At 38.5% G+C, this 23,656-nt stretch carries 21 protein-coding genes and 1 other RNA gene; 16 read left to right on the plus strand and 6 right to left on the minus strand.

The features are described from left to right. The first annotated feature begins 587 nt into the window (after positions 1–587). The 5 genes from ccmI (at position 588) to H4J46_RS04425 (ending at position 7,287) form a co-directional block, all read left to right on the plus strand. On the plus strand, positions 588–1,850 hold the full coding sequence (gene ccmI / locus H4J46_RS04405) for a c-type cytochrome biogenesis protein CcmI (protein WP_182232315.1): 1,263 nt from the start codon (positions 588–590) through the stop codon (positions 1,848–1,850). A gap of 165 nt (positions 1,851–2,015) precedes the next feature. Next, positions 2,016–4,001, plus strand: coding sequence for a heme lyase CcmF/NrfE family subunit (locus tag H4J46_RS04410; RefSeq protein WP_182232316.1), 1,986 nt, complete (start codon positions 2,016–2,018; stop codon positions 3,999–4,001). A 3-nt stretch (positions 4,002–4,004) separates the two neighbouring features. Next, the gene (locus tag H4J46_RS04415; RefSeq protein WP_182232317.1) at positions 4,005–4,556 is read left to right on the plus strand and encodes a DsbE family thiol:disulfide interchange protein; all 552 of its coding nucleotides are present in this window, start codon (positions 4,005–4,007) and stop codon (positions 4,554–4,556) included. After that, the gene (locus H4J46_RS04420) at positions 4,556–5,065 is read left to right on the plus strand and encodes a cytochrome c-type biogenesis protein (RefSeq protein ID WP_259365675.1); all 510 of its coding nucleotides are present in this window, start codon (positions 4,556–4,558) and stop codon (positions 5,063–5,065) included. Before H4J46_RS04415 ends, H4J46_RS04420 begins: the two co-directional genes overlap by 1 nt. 314 nt (positions 5,066–5,379) lie before the next feature. After that, on the plus strand, positions 5,380–7,287 hold the full coding sequence (locus H4J46_RS04425) for a SurA N-terminal domain-containing protein (RefSeq protein ID WP_182232318.1): 1,908 nt from the start codon (positions 5,380–5,382) through the stop codon (positions 7,285–7,287). Between the two features lie 305 nt (positions 7,288–7,592). Here the strand turns inward: H4J46_RS04425 and H4J46_RS04430 are convergent, their stop codons facing one another. The 6 genes from H4J46_RS04430 to pspF are packed head-to-tail and all read right to left on the minus strand — an operon-like array spanning position 7,593 to position 14,000. After that, the gene (locus H4J46_RS04430) at positions 7,593–8,378 is read right to left on the minus strand and encodes an ATP-binding cassette domain-containing protein (RefSeq protein WP_182232319.1); all 786 of its coding nucleotides are present in this window, start codon (positions 8,376–8,378) and stop codon (positions 7,593–7,595) included. Further along, a complete protein-coding gene (locus H4J46_RS04435) occupies positions 8,375–9,367 on the minus strand; it encodes an oligopeptide/dipeptide ABC transporter ATP-binding protein (RefSeq protein WP_182232320.1) in 993 nt (330 codons plus the stop codon). The genes H4J46_RS04430 and H4J46_RS04435 overlap by 4 nt, the downstream gene beginning before the upstream one ends. After that, positions 9,367–10,260, minus strand: a complete 894-nt coding sequence (locus H4J46_RS04440) for an ABC transporter permease subunit (protein ID WP_182232321.1) — start codon at positions 10,258–10,260, stop codon at positions 9,367–9,369. The genes H4J46_RS04435 and H4J46_RS04440 overlap by 1 nt, the downstream gene beginning before the upstream one ends. Further along, positions 10,250–11,278 carry an ABC transporter permease subunit gene (locus H4J46_RS04445; RefSeq protein ID WP_182232322.1) on the minus strand — a complete coding sequence of 343 codons (1,029 nt, stop codon included), beginning with the start codon at positions 11,276–11,278 and terminating at the stop codon, positions 10,250–10,252. Before H4J46_RS04445 ends, H4J46_RS04440 begins: the two co-directional genes overlap by 11 nt. A gap of 1 nt (position 11,279) precedes the next feature. Next, the gene (locus H4J46_RS04450) at positions 11,280–12,896 is read right to left on the minus strand and encodes an ABC transporter substrate-binding protein (protein ID WP_182232323.1); all 1,617 of its coding nucleotides are present in this window, start codon (positions 12,894–12,896) and stop codon (positions 11,280–11,282) included. Between the two features lie 9 nt (positions 12,897–12,905). Next, on the minus strand, positions 12,906–14,000 hold the full coding sequence (gene pspF, locus H4J46_RS04455; protein ID WP_182232324.1) for a phage shock protein operon transcriptional activator: 1,095 nt from the start codon (positions 13,998–14,000) through the stop codon (positions 12,906–12,908). A 191-nt stretch (positions 14,001–14,191) separates the two neighbouring features. Between pspF and pspA the strand changes: the two genes are divergently transcribed. From pspA to ffs, 11 genes are all read left to right on the plus strand, one after another. Further along, positions 14,192–14,869, plus strand: a complete 678-nt coding sequence (pspA, locus tag H4J46_RS04460) for a phage shock protein PspA (RefSeq protein WP_182232325.1) — start codon at positions 14,192–14,194, stop codon at positions 14,867–14,869. A gap of 46 nt (positions 14,870–14,915) precedes the next feature. Next, positions 14,916–15,143, plus strand: a complete 228-nt coding sequence (pspB, locus tag H4J46_RS04465; protein ID WP_404851668.1) for an envelope stress response membrane protein PspB — start codon at positions 14,916–14,918, stop codon at positions 15,141–15,143. After that, entirely contained in the window at positions 15,140–15,628 is a 489-nt protein-coding gene (gene pspC / locus H4J46_RS04470; RefSeq protein WP_182232326.1) for an envelope stress response membrane protein PspC, read from the plus strand. Before pspB ends, pspC begins: the two co-directional genes overlap by 4 nt. A 164-nt stretch (positions 15,629–15,792) precedes the next feature. Further along, on the plus strand, positions 15,793–17,223 hold the full coding sequence (locus tag H4J46_RS04475; protein ID WP_182232327.1) for a YcjX family protein: 1,431 nt from the start codon (positions 15,793–15,795) through the stop codon (positions 17,221–17,223). Beyond that, positions 17,220–18,230, plus strand: coding sequence for a YcjF family protein (locus tag H4J46_RS04480; protein ID WP_182232328.1), 1,011 nt, complete (start codon positions 17,220–17,222; stop codon positions 18,228–18,230). Before H4J46_RS04475 ends, H4J46_RS04480 begins: the two co-directional genes overlap by 4 nt. A gap of 218 nt (positions 18,231–18,448) precedes the next feature. Further along, positions 18,449–19,261: a phenylalanine 4-monooxygenase gene (gene phhA, locus H4J46_RS04485; protein ID WP_182232329.1), complete on the plus strand. Its 813-nt coding sequence runs from the start codon at positions 18,449–18,451 to the stop codon at positions 19,259–19,261. A gap of 13 nt (positions 19,262–19,274) precedes the next feature. Next, on the plus strand, positions 19,275–19,610 hold the full coding sequence (locus H4J46_RS04490) for a 4a-hydroxytetrahydrobiopterin dehydratase (RefSeq protein ID WP_146878694.1): 336 nt from the start codon (positions 19,275–19,277) through the stop codon (positions 19,608–19,610). Positions 19,611–19,721: 111 nt separating this feature from the next. After that, positions 19,722–21,272 (plus strand): transcriptional regulator TyrR, encoded by a 1,551-nt coding sequence (gene tyrR / locus H4J46_RS04495; RefSeq protein ID WP_182232330.1) that lies wholly within the window; start codon positions 19,722–19,724, stop codon positions 21,270–21,272. Between the two features lie 50 nt (positions 21,273–21,322). Continuing rightward, the gene (gene maiA, locus H4J46_RS04500; protein WP_182232331.1) at positions 21,323–21,961 is read left to right on the plus strand and encodes a maleylacetoacetate isomerase; all 639 of its coding nucleotides are present in this window, start codon (positions 21,323–21,325) and stop codon (positions 21,959–21,961) included. A gap of 105 nt (positions 21,962–22,066) precedes the next feature. Continuing rightward, positions 22,067–22,927, plus strand: a complete 861-nt coding sequence (locus tag H4J46_RS04505) for a DUF3014 domain-containing protein (protein ID WP_182232332.1) — start codon at positions 22,067–22,069, stop codon at positions 22,925–22,927. Positions 22,928–23,553: 626 nt separating this feature from the next. Then, an RNA gene (ffs, locus tag H4J46_RS04510) (signal recognition particle sRNA small type) lies at positions 23,554–23,650 on the plus strand. The last annotated feature ends 6 nt before the right edge of the window (positions 23,651–23,656 follow it).

The following is a 23,656-nucleotide window of genomic DNA, read 5'->3' on the forward strand; positions in this document are numbered from 1 at the left end:
TAGAGCATTAGTCATGATGGAAAAGACTAATCGTTATAACACCACTTCCTTTGCTAAACTATAAAGCTTAATATCAACTTCATTAAGTTATTGTTACTTGTGTTAGCTAAAGTACACCAAGGCTAAGGCTACGGTGCGCTTAATTAATATCACCGCTCAACAGAACCTAAACATAATAAAACTAGTCTAACTCCCCCCCTTTAACTTCTGTTTGCAATTTTGTGTGCTTTTTATGGTCTAATCCATTTACGCTATTTTTAACTGTAATTAAACATTAAATTGGTACTATGCATTTAGGGTTACGGGCAATGTTACTTAGCATTTTAGAAAAATAAAGTTGAGCCATTTGGCAATTATAGCAACGACAAGTTTACAGCGAATAATTGAGCACTATTATTACGATGAATATGTGGGTTTTTCCAACGGTATCGCTAGAAAAAACCGTATAAAATTGTTACGCTATGGCACTTATAAACAAGGGTATTAAAGATTAATTATTGCTTTAAATAGCTTTGATTAAATCCTTTTATAGGGCTAATACTCAGCAGTTTAAATAATTGGATCAACATAGGTATAAATTAAATAATATGACTACATTCGGGTTGGCAGTTTTATCATTAATAGTGATTGCATTAATTATTGTCTGGCGTATTTTTTCTTCATCTAAAAATACTATCGGTGCGGAAAATCTAAACATTCGTCAAGAAACCAATGTTACGCTTTACCATGAGCACTTGTCACTTCTCGAAAACGATTTGGCTGAGGGCAGTATTGGACAAGATAGTTACCTACAATTAAAAGCAGAGTTAGATAAAACACTTTTACAAGATGCTAAATTAAGTAAATCGTCAGCGTTTGAAAAACAACAGACATCATGGTTATGGCCACTAGGTATAGCATTAGCTGTTGTTAGTTTTAGTTTATATACCTACATGAACCTTGGTTCGTATGCACAATTGAGTTCACCTGTCCTTAGTAATGAAAATAACGCGCAAGGTGAATTAACCCCAGAGCAAATGTTGGTTTTTCGCTTACAGCAACTTCAACGCGAGGTAAAAGACGACCCTAGTAATTCACAAGCTTTATTCAGTTTAGGTCAAGCCTATATTTCTGCTGGTGAGTTTGACAATGCGATTGAGGCGTTTGACGGCGTAATGAAGCAAGTAGGCGAGCATGCCGAGTTATTAGGGCCAAAAGCTCAAGCGATGTATTATAAAAATAATCAGCTATTGAATTCAGATATTCAAGCTGTGATTGACAAGGCATTAGTGTTGAACCCATTAGACGCATCTACCAATATCCTTTTAGGTATGGACAGTTTCACCAAGCGAAAGTTTGCTAAAGCAGTGCAGTACTGGGAAGTGGTTTTAAATAGTGACCGGCCAGGGATAAGTACACAAGCGCTAGCGGGCGCTGTAGAAGAAGCTAAAAACCAATTGCGCTTGAGCAATCAAAATACATCTTCCGGAGCCGTTAGTACTGAACTTGAGGCAAACTTGCCCCGTCTTACTATTGAAGTATCTTTAGCGACTAATGTTCAAGAACAATTGATCAACAGTGAAGATAAGACCGTATATATATATGCCATTGCCACAGAGGGCCCTCGAATGCCATTAGCGGCTGTAAAAATTAAAGCTAGTGACTTGCCGCTCAGTATAGTTTTAGATGATTCACAAGCAATGACGCCACAAATGCGCTTAAGTAGTGTGGATAAAGTCCATATTTACGCAGTAGTGTCTATGCAAGGTAGTGTGGGCATTAAGTCGGGTGATTTTAAAGCAGAAGCACTGAACGTTGATGCGATGGAAAAAAGTTTGATAACAATGAAAATAGCAGTACAAGTACCATAAAGGTAATGGCTACAGTATCACTATAAAATTTACTTCTGGTAATATTTATGGTGATATTTAAGCAGAGAAGATCTGATTTGGCGCTAGTATCGACTAGTTAACATCAGCTAAAATCAGTTAAACTTAGTCCCAATAATGTTTTAACATTAATTTACAGGAATTATCATGATCCCAGAGCTCGGGCACTTCGCACTCATTATCGGGTTAGCGTTTGCATTATGTTTAAGCGTAGTGCCGCTAATTGGCGTAGCGCAGAACAATCATCAATTAATTAATAGTGCCAAACCATTAAGTTTTGGTCTTTTTTTCTTTATAGCAATCAGTATTTTTTTATTAGGCTATAGCTTTACGATTGATGACTTTTCAGTCAAATATATTGCTGACCACTCTAATAGTTTATTACCCTATTATTTCAAAATTAGTGCGATCTGGGGTGGGCACGAAGGCTCTATGCTACTTTGGGTTTTTGCCTTAACGTGTTGGACCTTTGCGGTTAGTGTTTTTAGTAAGCAACTAGAGACAGAGTTTGTTGCCCGTGTTTTAGCGGTAATGGGCATGATTGCGGTTGGTTTTATTTTATTTACGCTATTAACCTCTAACCCATTTGAGCGTTTATTACCAAACTTTCCGCTTGAAGGTCGTGATTTAAATCCATTACTACAAGATATTGGCTTAATTATTCATCCACCAATGTTATATATGGGTTATGTTGGCTTTTCAGTTGCTTTTGCTTTTGCTATTGCCGCTCTTATGGCTGGAAAAATGGATGCCGCATGGGCACGTTGGTCTCGCCCATGGACGGTTGCCGCTTGGTCATTTTTATCCGTAGGTATCGCGTTAGGTAGTTGGTGGGCATATTATGAACTTGGTTGGGGCGGTTGGTGGTTTTGGGATCCTGTTGAAAATGCTTCATTTTTGCCTTGGCTTGCCGGTACTGCGCTGATTCATGCGTTAGCAGTAACAGAACAACGTAACACTTTTAAGCATTGGACATTATTACTGGCTATTTTTACTTTTTCTTTAGTTTTATTAGGAGCCTTTTTAGTACGCTCAGGTGTTATTACTTCAGTACATTCATTTGCAGTAGATCCAGAACGCGGCATTTACTTACTGGTATTATTAGCGATAGCCGTTGGCGGCTCGTTAACACTTTATGCTTTTAGAGCGGCAAATGTTAGCAGCCCAAACCGCTTTACGTTTTATTCACGTGAAAACGCTATTTTAATCGCCATGTCGATATTGGTCACGGCGACAGTGACTATCTTATTAGGCACACTTTACCCGTTAATCATCGATGCTATGGGGTTGGGGAAAATATCAGTAGGTGCACCCTATTTTAATGCTGTGTTTGTTCCTATGATGATCGCTTTATTTCTATTTATGGGGGTTGGGCCACTTACTCGTTGGAAAAAAGCGCGTAAAGGTGAACTAGCTAAACATTTAAATAAGACTTCAATTTTTAGTGTCTTATTTGGTGCTGCTTGGCCGTTTATCTATGCGGGTGAATTTAGCCTGAGCGCATTCATTGGCATGACGTTGGGCTGTTGGATTGTCTTAGCTGTTTTAAAAGATGTATTTATCAATGCTAAGCAGGCCGACGGTAGCTTGAAATTTTCAGCCGTGCCACTTAATCATATTGGTATGGCGCTTGCTCATGCTGGCATTGCAATTACGGTTATCGGTGTGACCATGGTATCGACCTATGAAAAAGAAATGAACGTGAAAATGGCGCCAGGTGAAAGTGCTAATTTATCAGGTTACACGATAGAGTTTGCCGGCACTAAAGATGTTTTAGGGCCTAATTATAGCGCAATTCAAGGGCAACTTAAGGTCTCACTGGACGGTGACTTTGTTACCTTATTAAAGCCTGAACTACGTACTTATAAAGTACAACGTGCGGCGATGACCGAGGCCGCCATTCATACCACCTTATGGCGTGATATTTACGTTGCTTTAGGTGATCCGCTAGAGCAAAAATCTTGGTCAATGCGTTTATATTATAAACCTTTTATTGTCTGGATATGGTTAGGTGGCTTTTTTATGGCAATAGGTGGTTTCTTAGCCATATTGAGTAAACGCTATCGTAAGCGCGTATTGGTAACAGAACAAAAGCTTACCCAAGCTAAACCCGTTGTTCCACAAGAGGCATAATTAGTGAAAAGTATTATTCGTTTTATCCCATTAATTCTATTTTTTTTATTGGCGGTATTATTATACCGAGGTTTATTTCTTAATCCGCAGTCGATGCCATCAGCCATGATAGGCAAGCCATTGCCAAATTTTGAATTGCCGACATTAAAATCGATCGAACAACGGGTAGGTCGAGATGATCTACAAGGCGATATCGTTTTACTTAATGTTTGGGCGACTTGGTGTATACAATGCAAATATGAGCACCCATATCTGCTTAATATTGCTCGCGATCCGCGTATTAAGCTCTATGGCCTTAATTTTACTGACGATCACAAGGCCGCCTTAAGTTGGTTAAAACAATATCAAGACCCTTATGTATTCTCAATTTTTGATGAACAGGGCGCACTTGGACTAGATATTGGTGTATTTGGTGCACCTGAAACTTTTGTTATTGATCACACGGGTATCATTCGTAAGCGTTTCGCAGGTCCGATTAACGATCAGGTGTGGCAAAAAGAGTTCCTGCCGTTAATTGAAACACTCGAAGCAGAAATGGCAGACGGAGCGTCTTAATGGAAAAGTCGATAGACAGTAAAATCTCAATGTTACAGCATGCTATACGCTTTTTTATTAGTACTATGCTGCTGAGTTTTTTTTGGGTAACTAGTGTAAATGCTAGCCCAGTAGACACTTTTGAATTTAAAGATGAAGCAACCCAATTACGCTTTCAAGTACTATCCAAAGAGTTACGGTGCCCTAAGTGTCAAAATCAAAATTTAGCAGATTCCAACTCTAAAATTGCTGTAGATTTAAGGAATAACCTTTACAACCTGCTGCAAGAAGGCATGAGTGATCAAGAAGTTATTGACTTTATGGTCTACCGATATGGTGATTTTGTTTTATATCGACCGCCATTAAAAGAACAAACTTATATTCTATGGTTTGGTCCATTGGTTATTCTTTTCGGTTTTATCATCAGTGTGATATTTGTTTTACGAAAACGTAGTCAAGTTAAGGCAAATGAACATGATTTATCAACGCAAGAGCAAGCTAACTTGGATGATATTCTCAATAAGCAGTAAAGCCATAAAAATATCTAAAGCTAAACTTGATGATATTAGTGTTTTTTATACTTGAATGATGGTTATTTAACCGTTATTTCATCGCTAGAGTAAAAGGGTTTCATTTTTATTATTATTGGGCTAACATGCCCGTTCATATTGCGATTTTAAAGCGTGTAAGTTAGTGAAATAGACTGATTAGTTTTCTGTTGAAGTGAATTGACACTTTAATAAATTAACCAGCTACTCAATAATTACAATGTATAATAGCGGTAGCGTAATACCGCAGTTAAAATCGCCCGAAAAGTACAATACCCTCGTGTAAAGAGATAAAGATGTTAGAAAATATTCGAGAAAGCTCTCAAGGATTAACGGCTAAGATTATTCTTGGTTTTATTATTTTAACCTTCGCTGTTGCCGGCATTGGTAGTTACAGCAACTCAGTTGATACTTCAGTGGCTGATGTTAATGGTGATAAAATATCACAAGATGAGTTTAATAAAGCTTATCAAGCACAACGTAACCGTATGGCGCAGCAGTTTGGTGAAATGTTCGAAACATTATCAGCTGATCCTAGTTACATGAGTAATTTTCGCAAGGGTGTGGTTGATAATTTAATTAACCAAAAACTTATCGATCAAAACTCAGAGGCGCTTGCCATTCGTGTAGCAGATCAGCGAATTAAAAGTACCATTCAAAATATGGCAGAATTCCAAATTGATGGTGTTTTTGACAACAATCGTTACTTAGCGATGATTAACCAAGCGGGTTTTTATCAATCAGCTGATTTTCGTGATTATTTACGTACTGAAATGACCCGTCGTCAATTAACTCAAGCATTGGTAGCAAGCGAATTTAGCTTACCCTACCAAGAAAATATGTTTACTGCTTTACAAAATCAACAACGTGACATTCGTTTTGCTACGATTAATGCGGAACAATTTAAAGCGAATATCGAGTTAAGCGATGAAGAAGTTAACGACTATTATCTTGCCAACAAATCGCGCTTTGAGAACCAAGAGCAAGTAAAAGTCAACTACATCACACTTGATGTTGACACTATTGCCAACACAGTGACATTAACCGATGCCGACGTTGATGATTATTATAAGAACAATATTAGTCAATACCGCGATGAAGAACAACGTCGTGTTGCCCACATTTTAATTGAATTCGGTGATGACGAAGCACAAGCTAAAGTCGAAACAGAAGCGTTACTTGCTAAAATAAATGTTGGTGAAGACTTTGCTACATTAGCAAAAGAGCATTCAGCAGATACCTTTAGTGGTGAAAATGGCGGTGATCTAGATTGGATTGATGCTGGCGTAATGGACACCGCATTTGATGACGCAGTATTTGCTTTGTCTGGTATAGGTAGTGTTAGTGATGTGGTCAAAACTGACTTTGGTTTTCACATCATTAAATTAACCGATTATAAGGCTGAGATAGTGCAAAGCTTAGCTGAAGTACGTGACAATATTGTCTCAAAAGTTAAAAATGAAAAAGCGCAAGACAAGTTTTTTGAGCTTCAACAAGAAGTAGCTCGTCTAAGTTTCGAGTTTCCTGACAGTTTATACGACGCTGCAGGCGCAATTAATGCCACTATAAAAACATCTGACTGGTTAACGCGTAGTGTTAATAGCGCACCTTTTAATGTCAGTAATGTTGTTGAGGTGGCTTTTTCTGACATCGTGGTGAATGAACAATTAAACTCTGATATTGTTGAAGTTAGTGATAGCTTAGCTATTGTAATGCGCTTAAATGAATACCAAGCAGCGAGTGTTAAACCCCTTGCTGAAGTTAGCGCACAAATTGAAAATATTTTGCTTGCGAAAAAAGCTTCTGAAAAAGCGGAAACTGTTGTAGATGAGTTGCTGATTGCATTCAAATCTGGAAGCGATATCACTGAGAAATTAGCTGAAATTGGCGCTACTATGGAAGTTAAAACAGCAGTTGCACGTGTGGGTAGCGGCTTAGATGCAAGCTTGGCACGTGAAGCCTTCAAATTACCTCGTCCAAGTGAGAACGCGGTATCGGCAACGACAGTAAATCTTAGTAATGGTAATTTAGCATTACTTGAAGTGCAAGCAGTTAACGAAAGTACAGCAGTCAACTCACCGAACCTGTCGCAGCAGTTAACTCAGCAATTGGCACAAGCGGCTTATTTAAGTTATGTTGAATCGCTGAAAGTTGGCGCAGAGATTGTGCGTAAAGAAGTGCAAGCACCGACGAGACAATACTAACTCAAAATAGTATTTGAGCTGATAAAGCATTAAATAAAAAACCAGCCGATAGGCTGGTTTTTTGCTTCTTAGAGTTCAAGTTCTATTTGTTAACCCGTAAAAGTAGGTAATAATTGAATGACACGGGTATAGCATCAATACTGAAAAACCACCCAGCTAATTACTCTATAACTAAGTAATGTAATTGTGTAAAAAGAAGTGGTTTATTAGGTAAGTCATTTGAAAAGTAAAGTGTCAGTTAGCTATAACAGAAAAAAAATTTGTCACGCTTATAATCATCAATACTAAATAATAGCGTGTTAAAGTTATCTATGCAGCAGTTGAAAACGTTGGCTCATTATCAACCTCTTAGTGTACTTGTGTTTCGGTTTTTGCAAAATATCAGTAGTTTTACCAAACTCTAAAACTTCACCTTTGCTTAGTACCATCATCTCATCACTAAAGTGTCTGACAATGCCAAGGTTATGAGAGATTAATATAAATGCCAGCCCCATTTGTTGCTGTAAATCTAGCAGTAGGTTGATCATTTGTGAGCGTAAAGATGGGTCGAGTGATGCTAAAGCCTCGTCGAGAATGATCACTTGTGGTTTTAATATTATCGCCCGAGCTAATGAAATACGTTGTTTTTGACCCCCTGAAAACATGTGAGGATAAAAGCTCATATGTTCAGCTAATAAACCAACTTTTTGCAAGGTTTCTCGGATCAACTGATGGCGCTTAGTTTCATTTAGCTTGGTGTTCAGTTGCAGTGGTTCATCTAATAATTGTTCTATCGTAAGACTAGGGTTTAAGGTGGTGCCTGAGTCTTGAAAAATCATTCTCACATGTTGACAACGTTGCTTAAAGTTACCAGGCTCTAAGCTTTGGCCATTTAAACGAATGTGGCCAGTACTTGGCAATTCAGCGCCAACCAGTAGTTTTGCAATCGTTGACTTTCCAGAGCCTGTTTCGCCTACAATAGCGAGCGTTTTATGCGCCATAATATCAAAAGATAAAGGTTCAAGTGCCGTAATGCATTTACGATTAAACCAATAATTTTTATCTTTATAGGTTTTACTCAGGTTACTGACTTGTAATAAAACATCACTCACGAATAGTTATCCTTCAGTGGAAAATGGCAACTGACTTGATGGCTATGAAAATTTTTAATTTTTGGCGCGTGCACACACTTTTGTTGTGCTCGCGGGCACCTTGGGCCTAATCGGCAGCCTATTGGTAAATGTTGCAAAGTAGGAATACTACCAGGCAATGTCATTAATCGAGATTTATTTGGGATCATTCGGCTAGCTTTTGGGCTACTGTCGACTAAGGCGCGGGTGTAGGGATGATAAGGTTGGTTAAAAATTTGCTCTGTGGTGCCTGCCTCAACAAATTGGCCACTATACATCACGGTAATGGTGTTAGTCCAATGAGTAACATTTTCTAAATCATGACTTATTAATAATATTGACATATTTTTCAGCTGATTCAGGCTCGCTAACAAACGAAATATCTGGCCTTGATTGGTACTTTCCATTGCCGCAGTAGGTTCATCAGCAATAAGAAGCATAGGACGACGTGCTAAGGCCATTGCGATCATTACACGTTGGCATAATGCATCGGTTAGCTGATGAGGGAAACTCTTCACACAGACCTCATGCTGCTTGATACCAACTTTATGCAACAAATTAATAGCAGCCAGTTTACGCTGTTGTCTTTTTTGCCAGAAATAGCCAGTTAGTTGCTCAACATCTACCGCTTCTTCTAATTGTTCGCCAATGGTAGTGGTGGGATCTAAGCATGCCATAGGTTCTTGAAAAATCATGGCGACGTCTTTTGATATAATTGCTTTTCTTTCTTCAGCAGATAGCCGCATTAAGTCGTTGCCGCGCCAATGAAAACGGTCGGCATCGACTTGCCATTTTTCATCTAACACCCCGACAATCGCTTGTGCTAATAGCGACTTTCCAGAGCCTGATTCACCTACTAAACCACGAACCTCACCTTCTTTCATGGTCAGGTTTACTCGGTCAACAGCAAATATTGGCTTTGTTGAAGTCTGCAATTTTATTGAAAGGTTGCGAATATCAATTAAGTTCATTAGTTTTCCTTGCGCACTTTTAGGGCATGGCGCATACCTTCACCAACCAAGTTTGTCGCGATAACTGAAAATAAAATAGCTAAACCTGGTAGGTAAACGGTCCAAGGAGCAATGTAAAATAACTCAATACCATTAGCTAGCATTGCGCCCCATTCTGGCATAGGAATAGGTGCACCTAATCCAAGGAAACCTAATGCTGCAATGTCGAGAATAGCAGCTGATTGAGCAAGTGTTGCTTGGCTAATTAATTTTTCGATAATATTAGGAAAAATAGAATAACGTAAAATTCTAATCGAACTAGCGCCATCAAGACGCGATGCCAGTACGTAGTCTTTGGCAAACTCTTCCTTAACGGCATTGCGGGTGACATGCACAAATTGCGGTATTAACACCATAATGATGGCCCACAAGGTATTCTCTAAACCAGGACCTAGTATAGCAACAATGATAATCGCTAAAAGTAAGGAAGGAATAGATAAAATAACATCGAAAAAATGATTAAGAAAGCTAGATTTGATGCCCGTTGTTAAGGCGGATAGTGAACCGATAACAACCCCAACGGCTAAAGAGGCAATAACCACAATAATACTTAAGCCAAAAGTTAATGAGGTACCTTGAATTAACCGTGACAACATATCTCTACCTAGGTTGTCTGTACCAAGTAAAAAGCTGACATCGCCATCATCACTCCATGCAGGTGGTAACAATAAGTGGTCTAAATGGTTTTCCACCGAAGAATACGGTGTAATGATATTGGCTGATACTGCCAGCGCAATTAAAAATAAAAAACAGCAAAATCCAATCATAACAACAGGAGGTTGTTTGAAGTTATGCCACAACTGCACCAGTGGAGTTGGGAACTCTTCTTCTAAGTATATTTTATCACGTGCCATGACGAGGCTCCCGAGCTAAAGGATTAAGCGCTGCATAGACTAAATCTATAATAATGTGAACAATAAATATAAAGCTTGAGAGCACAATAAGCCCGCCTTGAATAGCGGTATAGTCACGCTGATATATACTTTCGATTAACCAGCTGCCGATGCCTGGCCAACTAAAAATAACCTCTGTCACCATGGCTATAGTAATCAGATTAGCAAATTGTAACCCAATATCTCTGATAACTTTGATAATAGCATTACGCATAGCATGACGATAAATAATTTGACTAAAGGTTAAGCCTTTTGCTTTTGCCGCTTTAATGTAATGAGTGTCTAAAACTTCGAGCATAGCTGAGCGGGCTAAGCGCATAAAGATGGTGGCAGGTGCTAATGCCACTACAATAACTGGTAATATAAGGTGTCGAGTGGCATCCTGAAAAGCTTGCCATTTATACGGACTGTCGCTAAGTATAATGTCAATTAACTGTAAACCGGTAATATGTTTAATTTCGAACAAAAGACTTATTTGTCCGGAAGAAGGTAACCAACCTAATTGGATAGAAAACACCAATATAGCCAGTATGCCTAACCAGAACACTGGGATTGAGTAGCCAATCATTGCGATGGTCAATATTAAATTGTCAGCCGCTTTTCGGTGGTAAATAGCAGCACAAAAGCCAACGGGAATACCAACAAACATTGCCACCAACAAAGCAACGCTGGCCAACTCGACCGTTGCAGGTAATCGATTAAGTACTTCGTTTGAAATGGGTAAGTGGCTAGTCATTGAATAACCCATGTCGCCCTGAAATAGGTGTTTCAAATAACTGATATATTGGCCTAGTAAACCCGAATGATGTTGATATTCATTAGCTAAAACTGCTAACTGCTCCGGTGAGGCACTTATTTGGCCAGTTAGGTTAATGAGTTGCTCACCAGGGAATAAAAAACTCAAACTAAATGACAACATTGTTAATAACAACAAAGTAAAAAAGAATAAACTAAAACGACGCAGAGTAAAAATTAGCATATTAGTTTTTTGTAACCCCGTTAAAGTCAACCCCACCGATTGCGCGCAACACAGTACCTTTTACACTATTGCCACGTGCTTGGTATCTTTTTGAATGAGCAATGGGAATTAAAGGTACTTCTTCATTGATCAATTTTAATGCCTTTGAATAATAGGCTTTTCGTTTATTAATGTTATTTGTTTTTAGCGCCTTTTGGATAAGCTGATCGAATTTTTTATTACACCAAAAGGTACGATTGCTGCCAGTATTTGCTGCAGAGCAGCTGAGAAGTGACGAAAAAAAGTTATCGGGATCAGGGTTGTCAGCTGACCAACCCAATAGCACACTTTGATGCTCACCTTCAGAAACCTTTCGTAAAAAAGTTGACCATTCATAACCTGACACTATATTAACCTCTACCCCTATTTTTTGTAAATCAGCTTGAATAAGTTTTGCCATCGTAATGGCATCTGGGTTATAGGATCTCTGCACAGGCATTGCCCATAAATCCATAGAAAAGCCATTGCTATAACCTGCCTGCGTTAATAATTTTTGTGCAGTAGCTATTGAATAGTCTTGGCTTGTTATCCTTGCATCATAAGCCCAAGAAGAGTTTGGAATAATGCCGTTAGCAACTTCTGCTTGGCCAGTATAAACCGCCTCTAGAATTGCTTGCTTATTAATAGCGTAGGATAAAGCTTTGCGTACTAAAGGATCGTTAAATGGTGGTTTACGGGTATTGAAGCCAAAATAACCCACATTGAAAGATATCACTGATTCTAAAATGAGATTGGGGTGTTGTTTAATTTTTTCATGTGCAATAGGGTAGGCAATTACGTCACATTCACCGGCTAATAACTTAGTTAAGCGAGCCGTATCTCTAGGAGTTATGTCAAAAACGAGTTGTTTAAGTTCTGACTTACCTCGCCAATAATTTGAATGAGGTTCATAACGAATAAAAGCCCCTGAACTATACTGTTTAAATTTAAAAGGTCCCGTGCCAATGGGGAGCATATCTATTTCTTGCATAGCGTTAAGTTCGACTAATTCGTCAGCGTATTCTTTTGATAAAATAACGGCTGAATCACCACCAATGTTGGCGAGAAATGAACTGTCAGCATGTGCAAGTCGAAATCGAATGGTGTGGTCATTAATTTTTTCTATCTTATCAATCAAACTGGCTAATTGAGCATTCTGAAAAAATGGATATTTACCACCTGATATCGGGTGATATTCGTGGTTGATATCCAACATGCGATTGAAACTAAACAGCACATCGTCAGCATTAAGCGCCCTTGTTGGCATAAAATAGCGAGTTTGATGAAATTGAATATCTTTGCGAAGATAAAAAGTGATCATTTTACCGTCACGAGTCACATGCCAAGATTTAGCAATAGCAGGTATAATCGCATTATCCACGGGGCTAAACTCAATCAAACGGTTATATAACTGATGTGACGTGGCATCTATTGTCGTCCCAGAGGACACTGTCTGGGGGTTGAAGCTTTCGGGAGGACCTTCACTACAATAGATAATGCTTTTTTTACTTAACGAAAGTGCTTCATTTGAATCACAGCCTGACAACACCAATATCAATAGTGCAAAACGGTAATAGTATTTAAGGGTAGAGTAAGCCATAGCTAATCTTTATTCTTCGTCTGCACTACTTGAATCGAGTAGATTATATTTTTTTAAGTAGCCTCTTAACTGATGATAGGTTAATTCTAAGGCGTCAGCGGTTTTCTTTTGACTATATTGGCAATGCGCCAATGCCGACTTGATTAAGTCAACTTCATAGTTTTGTGATAAATTTTTTAATGACAGTGGGAATTGTAACGCTTGCGTGCTTGGTTGAATTTTTTGTTCTACTTTAACTGCTGTTGCTGTCGTGTTTTCATTAGTTTGTATAACAGGTGCAGCTATGATGCGATCTTGAGTTTTAATCCGTTTAGAAGGGCGATAAGGTGACTCAAATGGATCTATGACTAATTCATGCACAGGTAAGTGTGGATTATTACAGCGATAAACACTGCGTTCTACTACATTTTTTAATTCTCGAATATTACCCGGCCAATGATATTCAAGCAAGGCACGTTTTGCTTTTGCGGTAAAACCACTAAAAAGCTCAAATTCAAGTTCCCGCGCCATGTTAATAGCAAAGTGCTCAGCTAATACCAGTATATCGTCTAAACGTTCGCGTAAAGGCGGCAGGGTGATCACGTCAAAGGCCAACCTATCAAGCAAGTCTGCACGAAACTCCCCTGCTGCGGCCATTGACGGTAAGTCTTCGTTAGTTGCTGCGATTAATCGCGCATTAGTTTTAATGGTTCTTGAGCCACCAACACGTTCAAATTCGCCATATTCCACAACACGTAATAATTTTTCTTGGATTAACCCAGTAGTATTAGCGATTTCATCTAAAAACAAAGTGCCGTTATCTGCACGTTCAAAACGACCTTCATGACGTTTACTGGCGCCAGTAAAGGCACCACTGTCATAGCCAAATAATTCACTTTCTAATAAATTTTCATTCAACGCCGCACAATTAAGTTTGAGATAATTTTGATCCCATCGTTTAGATAAATAATGTAAACGGGCCGCAACTAGTTCTTTACCTGTGCCGCGTTCACCGATGATCAGCACAGGCTTACTTAAAGGTGCTATCTGTGAAATTTGCTCAAGCACCTCTAAAAAATTGTTAGATTGGCCAATGAGATTATCTTGTTGTTTAAAACGTGTCATGAACTGACCTAATAATTGGTTTTTTTCACTAACAAATAGTGTATTTTATTAACCGCTTAGAGAGAAGTCTTTTTTTTAATAATAATAAAGCATTATTAATCAATATATTATAGTGTTATAAAAACTTGGCGCAGAACGTGAATAGTAAAACCTAAGACAATTAAAGTCATTTTTTGAACGAGGAAGTAAATATGGGTATTTTTTCAAGGTTTACAGATATCATTAATTCTAATATTAACAACTTATTAGACAAAGCAGAAGACCCTGCAAAAATGGTGCGCTTAATCATACAAGAAATGGAAGATACGTTAGTTGAAGTGCGCTCTTCATCAGCAAAAACCTTAGCAGATAAAAAAGAATTAGCACGCCAAGCTATTCGCTTTGAAGCGGATGCATCACAATGGCAAGAAAAAGCTGAGCTAGCGTTAAGTAAAGATCGTGAAGATTTAGCACGTGCAGCATTAATGGAAAAGAAAAAATGTGTTGAAAGGGCCGGTGCTTTGCGTGAAGAGTTAAGCCACGTAGATAGCCATATTGCTAAATTACAAAGTGAAATCTCACAGTTGCAAGACAAATTAGCTGATGCCAAGTCGCGTCAAAAAGCGATTATTATGCGCGAAAAAACAGCGAACTCACGCCTAAAAGTGAAACAGAATATTGACAGCGATAAGGTTAATGACGCGCTCAGTCGCTTTGACCGTTATGAGCGTAAAATTGATGGTATAGAAGCACAAGTTGAATCTTACGATATGGGCAGTAAGTCATTGGCTGATGAAATTTCAGAGTTGGCTTCAGATGAAAAAGTTGATGATGAATTAGCACAATTAAAAGCTAAAATGAAATCAGAGACTAAAATTAAATCATCATAGATTAAGAATATATGCCTTAATTAGGTGCAATTAAAGGAGAGAAATCGTGGAGGAGATCATCATCGCCCCAGTAATTATATTCATGGTCGTCGTAGCGCCTATTTGGTTGATATTACATTATCGTAGTAAACGCCAAATTAGCCAGGGTTTTAGTGAAGAAGAGTATATTCAACTGACTGAGTTGTCTGAACTCGCTGATAAAATGGCTGACAGAATAAAAACCTTAGAAGCTATTTTAGATGTTGAAACACCCGAGTGGAGAAACAAATTATGAACGGCAAATCCCGAGGTGAGTTGTATCGAAATACTAGCCAAGGAAAGTTAGCCGGTGTCTGTGCTGGTATTGCCGATTACTTTGGCTGGGAATCATGGTTGGTGCGTATACTCGTGGTTTCTGGTGTGTTGTTAGGCATGGGTTGGTTTATTGTTATTTATATTGCCGCTTGGTTTATATTAGATAAAAAACCCGCCAATGTAGGCCATGTTAACCGTAACGCCCAAAGAGGTCATTTTGGACATGGTCAAGCTGGTCAGCAGCAGTCTAAGCAGCAAGCGCCAGAACAACAAGGGTTTGATGAAGACATTACCAATGAGTCGATTAAAGTGAAATCGCGAATTTGGCAAGCAGGTGAGCCACCTAAACAAGCATTTCAGGATATTAGGCGTAAGTTCAAGACATTAGAGTTGGAACTACAAGTGATTGAACGCTATGTCACCTCACCAGAATTTACGGTGTCACAAGAAATTAATCAACTATAAAAAAAGCGGCTAGGCCGCTTTTTTTATAGTTGTAACTTGATGATAAAGCCGTTATATCACTGTTATCTGAATGTAAAATTCGCTAATATCTAAGGCAATGATAGTATTGTTAAGACAAGTATTCTCCCTTCAACATATTGAAAATAAAAAGATAGCATTCAAGTATGGCATTTATTAATAAAGCTCAGTTAAACAAGTTAAAACAAAAAGCTAGCGATATCGTTAATCGTTCTATCGATCAACACATCACACTGGCTGTAACCGGGCTTAGCCGCAGTGGTAAAACTGCTTTTATTACCTCTTTAGTGAATCAGTTACTCAACGAAGGTAATAATTCGCAGCTCAGTTTTTTTAATGTGGTCCATCAAGGTCGTTACATTGCCGCTAAACGTGTGCCACAAAAGCATCTTCATATTTCAAGATTTGAATATGACGGGGCGCTATCAGCCTTGTGTCAGTCGCCGCCAAAATGGCCAAAACCTACTAACGGTATTAGCGAGTTGCGCTTAGCGGTGCGTTATCAACCGAAAGACTCGTTATTAAAGTATGCTACGGAGTCGGCAACGCTCTATATTGACATTACCGACTATCCAGGCGAGTGGCTGCTTGACTTACCTATGTTGTCGTTAACATTTGAGCAATGGTCGAGACAAACCATAGAACTCCTTAAGCAGGCACCAAGGAGTGAACATGCACAGGGCTTTCTCAATAAACTGGCTGAGTTCGATGCCTTTGCCTGTGCTGACGAAGCCGTTTTAGCGCAACTATCACAAGAATATACTGACCTACTGTTACTCTTTCGCCATAAACTTGGTTTGTCTGTTATTCAACCAGGACGTTTTATTCTACCTGGTGAGTTGGAAGATGCGCCAATACTGCAGTTTTTTCCTTATAGCAGATTTGACGATATTGACAGTAATGACTATCAAAATGCTAAAGACGACTGTCATATCGGCATGTTGCGCGCACGATTCATTGAATATAAAGAGCGTGTAGTGCGGCGTTTTTATAAAGAGCATTTTATTAATTTTGATCGACAAATTGTGCTTGCTGACTGTTTAACGCCATTAAATAAAGGCCCAGAAAGTTTTGCAGATTTACAACATGCCATGGCAATGATCATGGAAAGCTTTCAATATGGGCAATCGAGTTTACTGTCGCGTTTATTTTCGCCAAAAATTGATCGATTACTTTTTGCTGCTACTAAGGCTGACCATGTCACACCGGAACAACACGGTAATTTAGTTTCCTTGCTCAACAAGCTAGTTTTTCAAACTAAGCAAGAGCTGAGTTTTGATGCCATTAAAATGAAAACAATTGCTATTGCCTCCGTCAAGGCAACCAAAGTGGGCAAAAGCCTGTACCAAGGCCAAAACATTCCAGTTATTAAAGGTCGTCAATTAAGTAATGGCCAAATGATCACCTTATTTCCTGGTGCGGTGCCGGCGAGTATTCCAACGCTTGATTATTGGCAAAAGCAAGCCTTTAACTATATCGCTTTTTCGCCGATTGAACCGGCGAGTAATGACGAATGTTTACCGCATCTTCGCATGGATCAAATGTTGCAGTTTTTGCTTGGAGATAAATTAAAATGAAAGAAAACAAAGAAAAACATCAACAACAAATATTATTTGATGTTGATGTTGCCGACAAGCAAACAACAGATAACACCCAGCAAATCATTGTTAATGAGCAAGATTGGGTTTGTGATGAGCAAGTAGAAACAGTTGACGATAATAGCGTTATTGCCAGCAAAAAACCAAGCTGGCTTTGGCGTACACTAGGGGTGGTTTTTGTTACTTTAGTGGGAGTTGAAACGGTACAGTTTTTTGTTAATGGCTTTAGTCAATCGCCGATAATTGCCAGTTTGTACGTTATCTTACTGGCCGGATTATCACTTATTGGCGGCCGCAGTGTTTGGCGCGAATTTGCTGGGCTTAGGCAGTTTAAATATCAGCAAAATCTTAAACAACAAGCACAAGATATTATCAATGAAGGAGGCCAAATTGATGCCACCAGCCTTTGTGATAAAATATCTCAGCGTTTACCAGTTGACTTAGCTGAATTTGATCACAGTTCATGGCGGCAGTTAAACCTTGAAGAGTACAACGATGTTGAAATAATGCAGTTATATGCTCGCAACGTTTTATCTCAAGTGGATCAAAAAGCATTGAAAGAAATTGCAAAATTCTCCTCAGAGTCAGTTGTTTTAGTCGCCCTAAGTCCGATCGCTATTATTGATATGTTACTGATGTTATGGCGTAATTTACGTTTGGTTAATAAAATAGCCGCTTTATATGGTTTACAACTAAGTTACTGGAGCCGAGTCAAACTCATTAAACAAGTGATTATTAACATGGCTTATGCCGGCGCAAGTGAATTAGTGGCTGATCTAGGTGCAGATCTGTTGGGCGCAGAGTTGTTAGGAAAATTATCAGCGCGTATGGCACAAGGCTTAGGCGCAGGTATGTTAACCGCACGATTGGGGCTCAAAGCCATGCACTTATGTCGCCCTATTCCCTTTACCGATGATGCGCCAAAGCTTAGGCATATTCGTCAACAGATTGTCAGCCAAGTGCAATCATTGGTGAAGAGAGCTTAGCCAAGTCATTGTAAATAAACATAAATTTTTTAACTGTATATTTAGATGTAACATAAGTTTTACAGCCTCATTGTTCTGGTGAAAAAATAGCCACTTTGAAAGTCGTGCTTTTTCTATTGGTGTTGCCTTATTATTATGACAACTAAAGTAGTTTTAAATATCAAGATAAAATTAACAACAAATAATAAAATTGATATTCACTCAATAAGGTTAAACGAATGGCGAAGACGAGTAAGTACGTTTCTAAGGTTGCAGATGAACATGGCAACATTGCATGGTCAGCAGAAGAAAACCAAATTTGGCAAGCGTTAATTACGCGACAACTTTCAACAGTACAAAATACTGCATGTGATGAATTTATCGCTGGCCTAAGTAAGTTAAATCTGCCACTTGATCGTATTCCTCAACTAGAAGAAGTTAGTCAGGTATTAAGGGCAGAAACGGGTTGGAGCTGTGAACCCGTGCCAGCACTGATAGGTTTTGGTGAGTTTTTTCGCCTACTTTCAGAACGAAAATTCCCTGTTGCAACCTTTATTCGTTCCAAAGAAGAGTTTGACTATTTAGAAGAGCCCGATATATTTCATGAAATATACGGTCACTGTGCCTTACTGACTAATCCGTCATTTGCTAATTATACCCAAGCTTATGGCATGATGGGTTTAAATGCTTCGAAGGAAGACCGTGTGTTTTTAGCTCGGCTTTATTGGTTTACCGTAGAGTTTGGCTTACTTGATACTCCTAAAGGTTTACGTGTATACGGTGGTGGTATTTTGTCTTCTCCAACCGAAACAGAATATGCATTACATGATAAAAATGTTGAAAGAAAACCACTCGATGTTTTAGATGTTTTACGGACACAATATCGCATTGATATTTTGCAACCGGTTTATTTTATGCTCACCAAGGTGAGTGATCTCGATGAGGTACGAAAATTAACCGTAGAAGATATTATGGTGTTGGTAGAACAAGCGAAAAAAATAGGCTTACATCCAGCTAAATTTGAATTAAAAACAACTTCAAAAGTAAGTTAAAGGAATTTTTATGATCGGCGAATTATCAAATCAACAATGTGAAGCATGTCAAGTAGATGCACCGAAGGTTAGCGATGACGAATTAGCAAGTTTATTGGCTCAAATACCTGATTGGGTACCTGAAGTGAATAACGGTATTATGATGCTAGAACGTGTTTATAAATTTAAAAACTATAAACTAGCATGGGCTTTTGCAAATAAAGTGTCTGAATTAGCAGAAAAAGAATTTCACCATCCAGCCATCTTATTAGAGTGGGGCAAAGTAAAAGTTACTTGGTGGAGCCATGCTATTAAAGGGCTGCATAAGAATGACTTTATCTGTGCGGCCAAAACTGATCAGCTTCTTTAACCTCATACGATACAATAATACTAAGCCTCCTATTAATGGGGGCTTTTTTTTGTTGTAAAAAATAGTTTACAATGGTGATATTGGATTTTGTTGTTTGCTTGAGGTTATTAAATGCGTTTAGAAATTGGTTGCAAGGACCGAGTTGGTATTGCGCAAAGTGTATTAGCAATATTTGTTGAACGTGGGATCGACCTACGTGGTATCGAGTTAAAACAACCAGGAAAAATTTTTATTAACATCCCTGATTTAGAATTTTCAGAGCTGCAAAGTTTCATGCCGCAATTGCGATTAATAGATGGCGTTATTGATGTTAAAACAACACCTTACATGCCGTCTGAACGTGAAAGAAATGAATTTGAAACTTTAGTGAAAACTTTTCCAGACCCTTTTATCTCGATTGATAATAATGGCCAAATTCGTGTGGTTAATAATATTGCTGCGCAAATAATGTGTAGCTCGCTTGAGCATATTATTGGTGAGTATGTTGGACAATGGCTAAAAGGTTTTAATTTTACCCGCTGGTTGGGCAGTGTAGAAGTGTTGGCCCAAACTCGCCGTGTTAAATTTCAAGATGGTGACTTTGTTGCAGATATTATCCCTATTCATATTGCTGAAGGTGATGGCAGGCAAGTACTTGCCGGCGCAGTACTGATATTAAAATCAGAAGCAAGATTAGGTCAACAAATTAGTGCCTTTAAAAAAGCCAATGAAAATGATTTTAACGGTATCCAGTCTAACAGCAGTTCAATGCGTAAATTAATACGCGAAGCAAAGCGTATGGCCTTGCTCGACTCTTCTATGTTGATTGTGGGTGAAACAGGATCAGGTAAGGAGTTATTAGCGCGCGCTTGTCACGCGGCAAGTGATCGTAAGGATAAGCCTTTTATGACCTTAAGTTGTGCAGCATTACCTGACGATGCAGCGGAAACAGAATTATTTGGCTCTGGTGCTGCTGGAGAAGCAAAAAGTAAAAAAGGTATATTCGAATCAGCAGACGGCGGCACTATATTTTTCGATGAAGTAGGCGAGATGTCAGCCAAATTACAAACTAAAGTGCTGCGGGTCATTCAAGATGGCACCTTTAGGCGCATTGATGACGAAAAAGAAATCAAAGTTAATGTCCGTATTATCGGTTCAACTAATCGCGACTTACTTAATATGGTTTCTCTTGGAGGGTTTAGAGAAGACTTATATTATCGTTTAAATGTTTTGGGGCTTAATATTCCATCGTTGCGTGAGCGACGTTCAGATATTGTGCCTTTAGCGGAACTTTTTGTCGCTAAATTTGGTCAACGTGTTGGCAAGACCCATGTTTTTTTCGATAAAGAATGTCTTGAGTTTATTGAACACTATCCTTGGCCTGGTAATGTTAGACAACTAGAAAATGTGTTGATTCGAGCTGTATCCTTAATTGACGGTAATATCATTACAACTTCGCACCTGAATTTACCTGCGTATACGCGCGAGCATGGTTATCTTGAGCAAGATTTTGAAGGTACTTTAGATGCGGCAGTGAAAAATTTTGAAGCAGATTTGCTGCGTAAACTTTATCCTGCTTATCCAAGTACGCGACAATTAGCCAAAAAATTAGGACTGAGTCACACCGCCATTGCCAACAAATTACGAGACTACGATATCAATAAAAAAACAGTTAAAATTTAACGTTAACTGACCAATATTGGTTTTACTGAAAAATTATTTGAGTATTAGATATGAAATTATATGGTTATTGGCGTTCATCTGCTGCGTATAGAGTAAGAATTGCTATGCACTTAAAGGGGCTGGCGTTTGAATCAATTCCCGTGCATTTAGTTAAAGATGGTGGCGAGCAGCATAAAAAAGCTTACACTGAATTAAACTTAACACGTTTAGTTCCCACCCTGATTGATGAAGAGGTTATTTTGCATCAGTCGATTGCAATTGTTGAGTACCTCGACGATAAATATCCATCGGTGGCTATTTATCCTGAAAATATTGTGGCTAAAGCAAAAGTAAAGGCGCTTGCGCTTGATGTTGCCTGTGAAATGCATCCGGTTAATAATTTACGCGTACAACAATACCTAGTTAGTCATTTTTCACTACCAGAAAGTGATAAACTTATTTGGAGTCATCATTGGATGAATGTAGGTTTTTTAGCTGTTGAGCAGCAGTTAAAAGTAAACTCAGGAAAATATTGTTTTGGCGATAACATTACTATGGCTGATATTTGCTTAGTGCCTCAAGTATACAACGCCTATCGATTTAATCTTGATATGACTGCATTTCCAAATATTTGTCGGGTGACTGAAAATTGTAATCAACATGCGGCCTTTATTGCCGCTTTACCTGAGAATCAGGCGGATGCGCAGTAACGTGCAATGTTACTGAAAATTTAAATATGAAAATTTATTATTTACTATGCCATTACTTAAACCAATTCATTAATACAATGGGTATAACATAAATTTAAGGTTATTATGTCAACTAAAAATACTGAACAAAAAAAAACGCCTTGGGCCATTATTGCAGTGATTATTGCTACTGTTATCGCCTTTGTTATCTACTTCTACGTGATTGCAGCAGATGAAAATAACAGTAGTGACACCGTCGCTACTACTGCTGTTGCACCCGCTCAAACACCAGTGTTTGAGCCTGAAATTACGCCTGAGTTAATTGAACCAGAAATTACAACAGAACAGGTCGAAGAAGAGATTGTTGCGCTTGAACCTGAAATTTTATTACCAACATTAGACGAAAGTGACACTTGGTTTAGTACTAAATTGCCGACGTTAACTTGGCGCAAAGAATTACTAAAACTGGTCGTTACAGAAGATATAATCCGCCGGTTTGTGGTATTTACTGATAATTTTAGCCAAGGTACCTTAGCTTATGAGCACACACCATTAATTACACCAAGTGAAAAATTTACTGCGCTAGAAGAACCGACAGACAACGGCATTAAATTGCAGTGGGATGAAAGTAGCACTCGCCGTTTTAGCAACTACGTTGATCTTTTACGCTCAATGGACAGTGAAACGCTAGTTAAATGGTACGTTGAATTAAAGCCGTTAATTGATCAAGCTTATGGTGAGTTAGGTTACCCTGAACAAGATTTTACCGACGTATTGCACAATGCTATAACCAAGGTTTTAGATATGGAAATCCCTAAAATCCAACCTGAGTTAGAGCGCCTTAGTGTTATGTATAAATATAAAGATCCGTCGCTAGAGTCTTTAGATGATGCAGAAAAACTATTGCTAAGACTAGGTAAAGAAAATTTACTGGTTATCAAGTCAGTGTTGTTAGAAATTAACGAAAAGCTTGCAAGAGAGCCTTAAGTATTGGTTAAGTATTAAATGAATCAGTTAATCAAACAAAGATTACTGCGTGTATAGCAAGTAGCGATTATACTCTTGTAAGATGATTCACCAGTCAAGCAATGGTACGCTGTGGTTGGAAAATTACTGGAGCTTTGCCACAACATGAAAAGTATATTATTACGGTGGCCCCTCAGACCTTAAATTGAGGAGTGTTGGCATCGCCGTTATGTTTTCATTAAATATTAAGGTGTCATTTCTCACTAAGAACAGTATTTTTTTTTGGCCAAACAGTTAAAAAATTTAAAGATAATAAGAAATTTATTTTAGCGATTGCACGAAAGGAACTCGCGGTAAAACACACTGAGTGGAGAACTGGATTTTTCATCTTGCCAAGCAAGCGAATGTGCTATTGGTACTCTTAAGTTTTGATTTTATTAAAAAGGAAGTGCAATTTTATCCTGCAGTCGTTATAACGGGCGATATAAATCAAGCGTTAATCGAATTTAAGTAATTTTTTACTGATGTTTGTGCAAAAAATCTGCAAGCAGTCTGAATTTAGTAACTAGCGCTTGCAACTAAGCCATTGATTAGCGATAATTCTCGGCGCGTTAGAAGAGATTCTTTTAACGCTTCTATGGTGACCCTTTTGGTCCCTCCGCAATGATACTCTGTGAACTCGGCCAGGTCCGGAAGGAAGCAACCGCAGCAGACGACTCATGTGCCGGAGTGTGGCTATTAGGGTTGCCA

Origin of the sequence: Colwellia sp. MB02u-6, from assembly GCF_014077095.1 — a bacterium.
Classification (GTDB): Bacteria; Pseudomonadota; Gammaproteobacteria; order Enterobacterales; family Alteromonadaceae; genus Cognaticolwellia.

Excerpts from the sequence above, each read along its gene's own strand:
- H4J46_RS04435 (WP_182232320.1), bottom strand. The coding sequence starts at position 9,367 with ATGAACTTAATTGATATTCGCAACCTTTCAATAAAATTGCAGACTTCA.
- pspC (WP_182232326.1), top strand. The coding sequence starts at position 15,140 with ATGAACGGCAAATCCCGAGGTGAGTTGTATCGAAATACTAGCCAAGGA.
- pspF (WP_182232324.1), bottom strand. The coding sequence starts at position 14,000 with ATGACACGTTTTAAACAACAAGATAATCTCATTGGCCAATCTAACAAT.
- H4J46_RS04480 (WP_182232328.1), top strand. The coding sequence starts at position 17,220 with ATGAAAGAAAACAAAGAAAAACATCAACAACAAATATTATTTGATGTT.
- phhA (WP_182232329.1), top strand. The coding sequence starts at position 18,449 with ATGGCGAAGACGAGTAAGTACGTTTCTAAGGTTGCAGATGAACATGGC.
- pspA (WP_182232325.1), top strand. The coding sequence starts at position 14,192 with ATGGGTATTTTTTCAAGGTTTACAGATATCATTAATTCTAATATTAAC.
- H4J46_RS04505 (WP_182232332.1), top strand. The coding sequence starts at position 22,067 with ATGTCAACTAAAAATACTGAACAAAAAAAAACGCCTTGGGCCATTATT.
- H4J46_RS04450 (WP_182232323.1), bottom strand. The coding sequence starts at position 12,896 with ATGGCTTACTCTACCCTTAAATACTATTACCGTTTTGCACTATTGATA.
- H4J46_RS04475 (WP_182232327.1), top strand. The coding sequence starts at position 15,793 with ATGGCATTTATTAATAAAGCTCAGTTAAACAAGTTAAAACAAAAAGCT.
- maiA (WP_182232331.1), top strand. The coding sequence starts at position 21,323 with ATGAAATTATATGGTTATTGGCGTTCATCTGCTGCGTATAGAGTAAGA.
- H4J46_RS04420 (WP_259365675.1), top strand. The coding sequence starts at position 4,556 with ATGGAAAAGTCGATAGACAGTAAAATCTCAATGTTACAGCATGCTATA.
- ccmI (WP_182232315.1), top strand. The coding sequence starts at position 588 with ATGACTACATTCGGGTTGGCAGTTTTATCATTAATAGTGATTGCATTA.
- H4J46_RS04440 (WP_182232321.1), bottom strand. The coding sequence starts at position 10,260 with ATGGCACGTGATAAAATATACTTAGAAGAAGAGTTCCCAACTCCACTG.
- H4J46_RS04445 (WP_182232322.1), bottom strand. The coding sequence starts at position 11,278 with ATGCTAATTTTTACTCTGCGTCGTTTTAGTTTATTCTTTTTTACTTTG.
- tyrR (WP_182232330.1), top strand. The coding sequence starts at position 19,722 with ATGCGTTTAGAAATTGGTTGCAAGGACCGAGTTGGTATTGCGCAAAGT.
- H4J46_RS04425 (WP_182232318.1), top strand. The coding sequence starts at position 5,380 with ATGTTAGAAAATATTCGAGAAAGCTCTCAAGGATTAACGGCTAAGATT.
- H4J46_RS04410 (WP_182232316.1), top strand. The coding sequence starts at position 2,016 with ATGATCCCAGAGCTCGGGCACTTCGCACTCATTATCGGGTTAGCGTTT.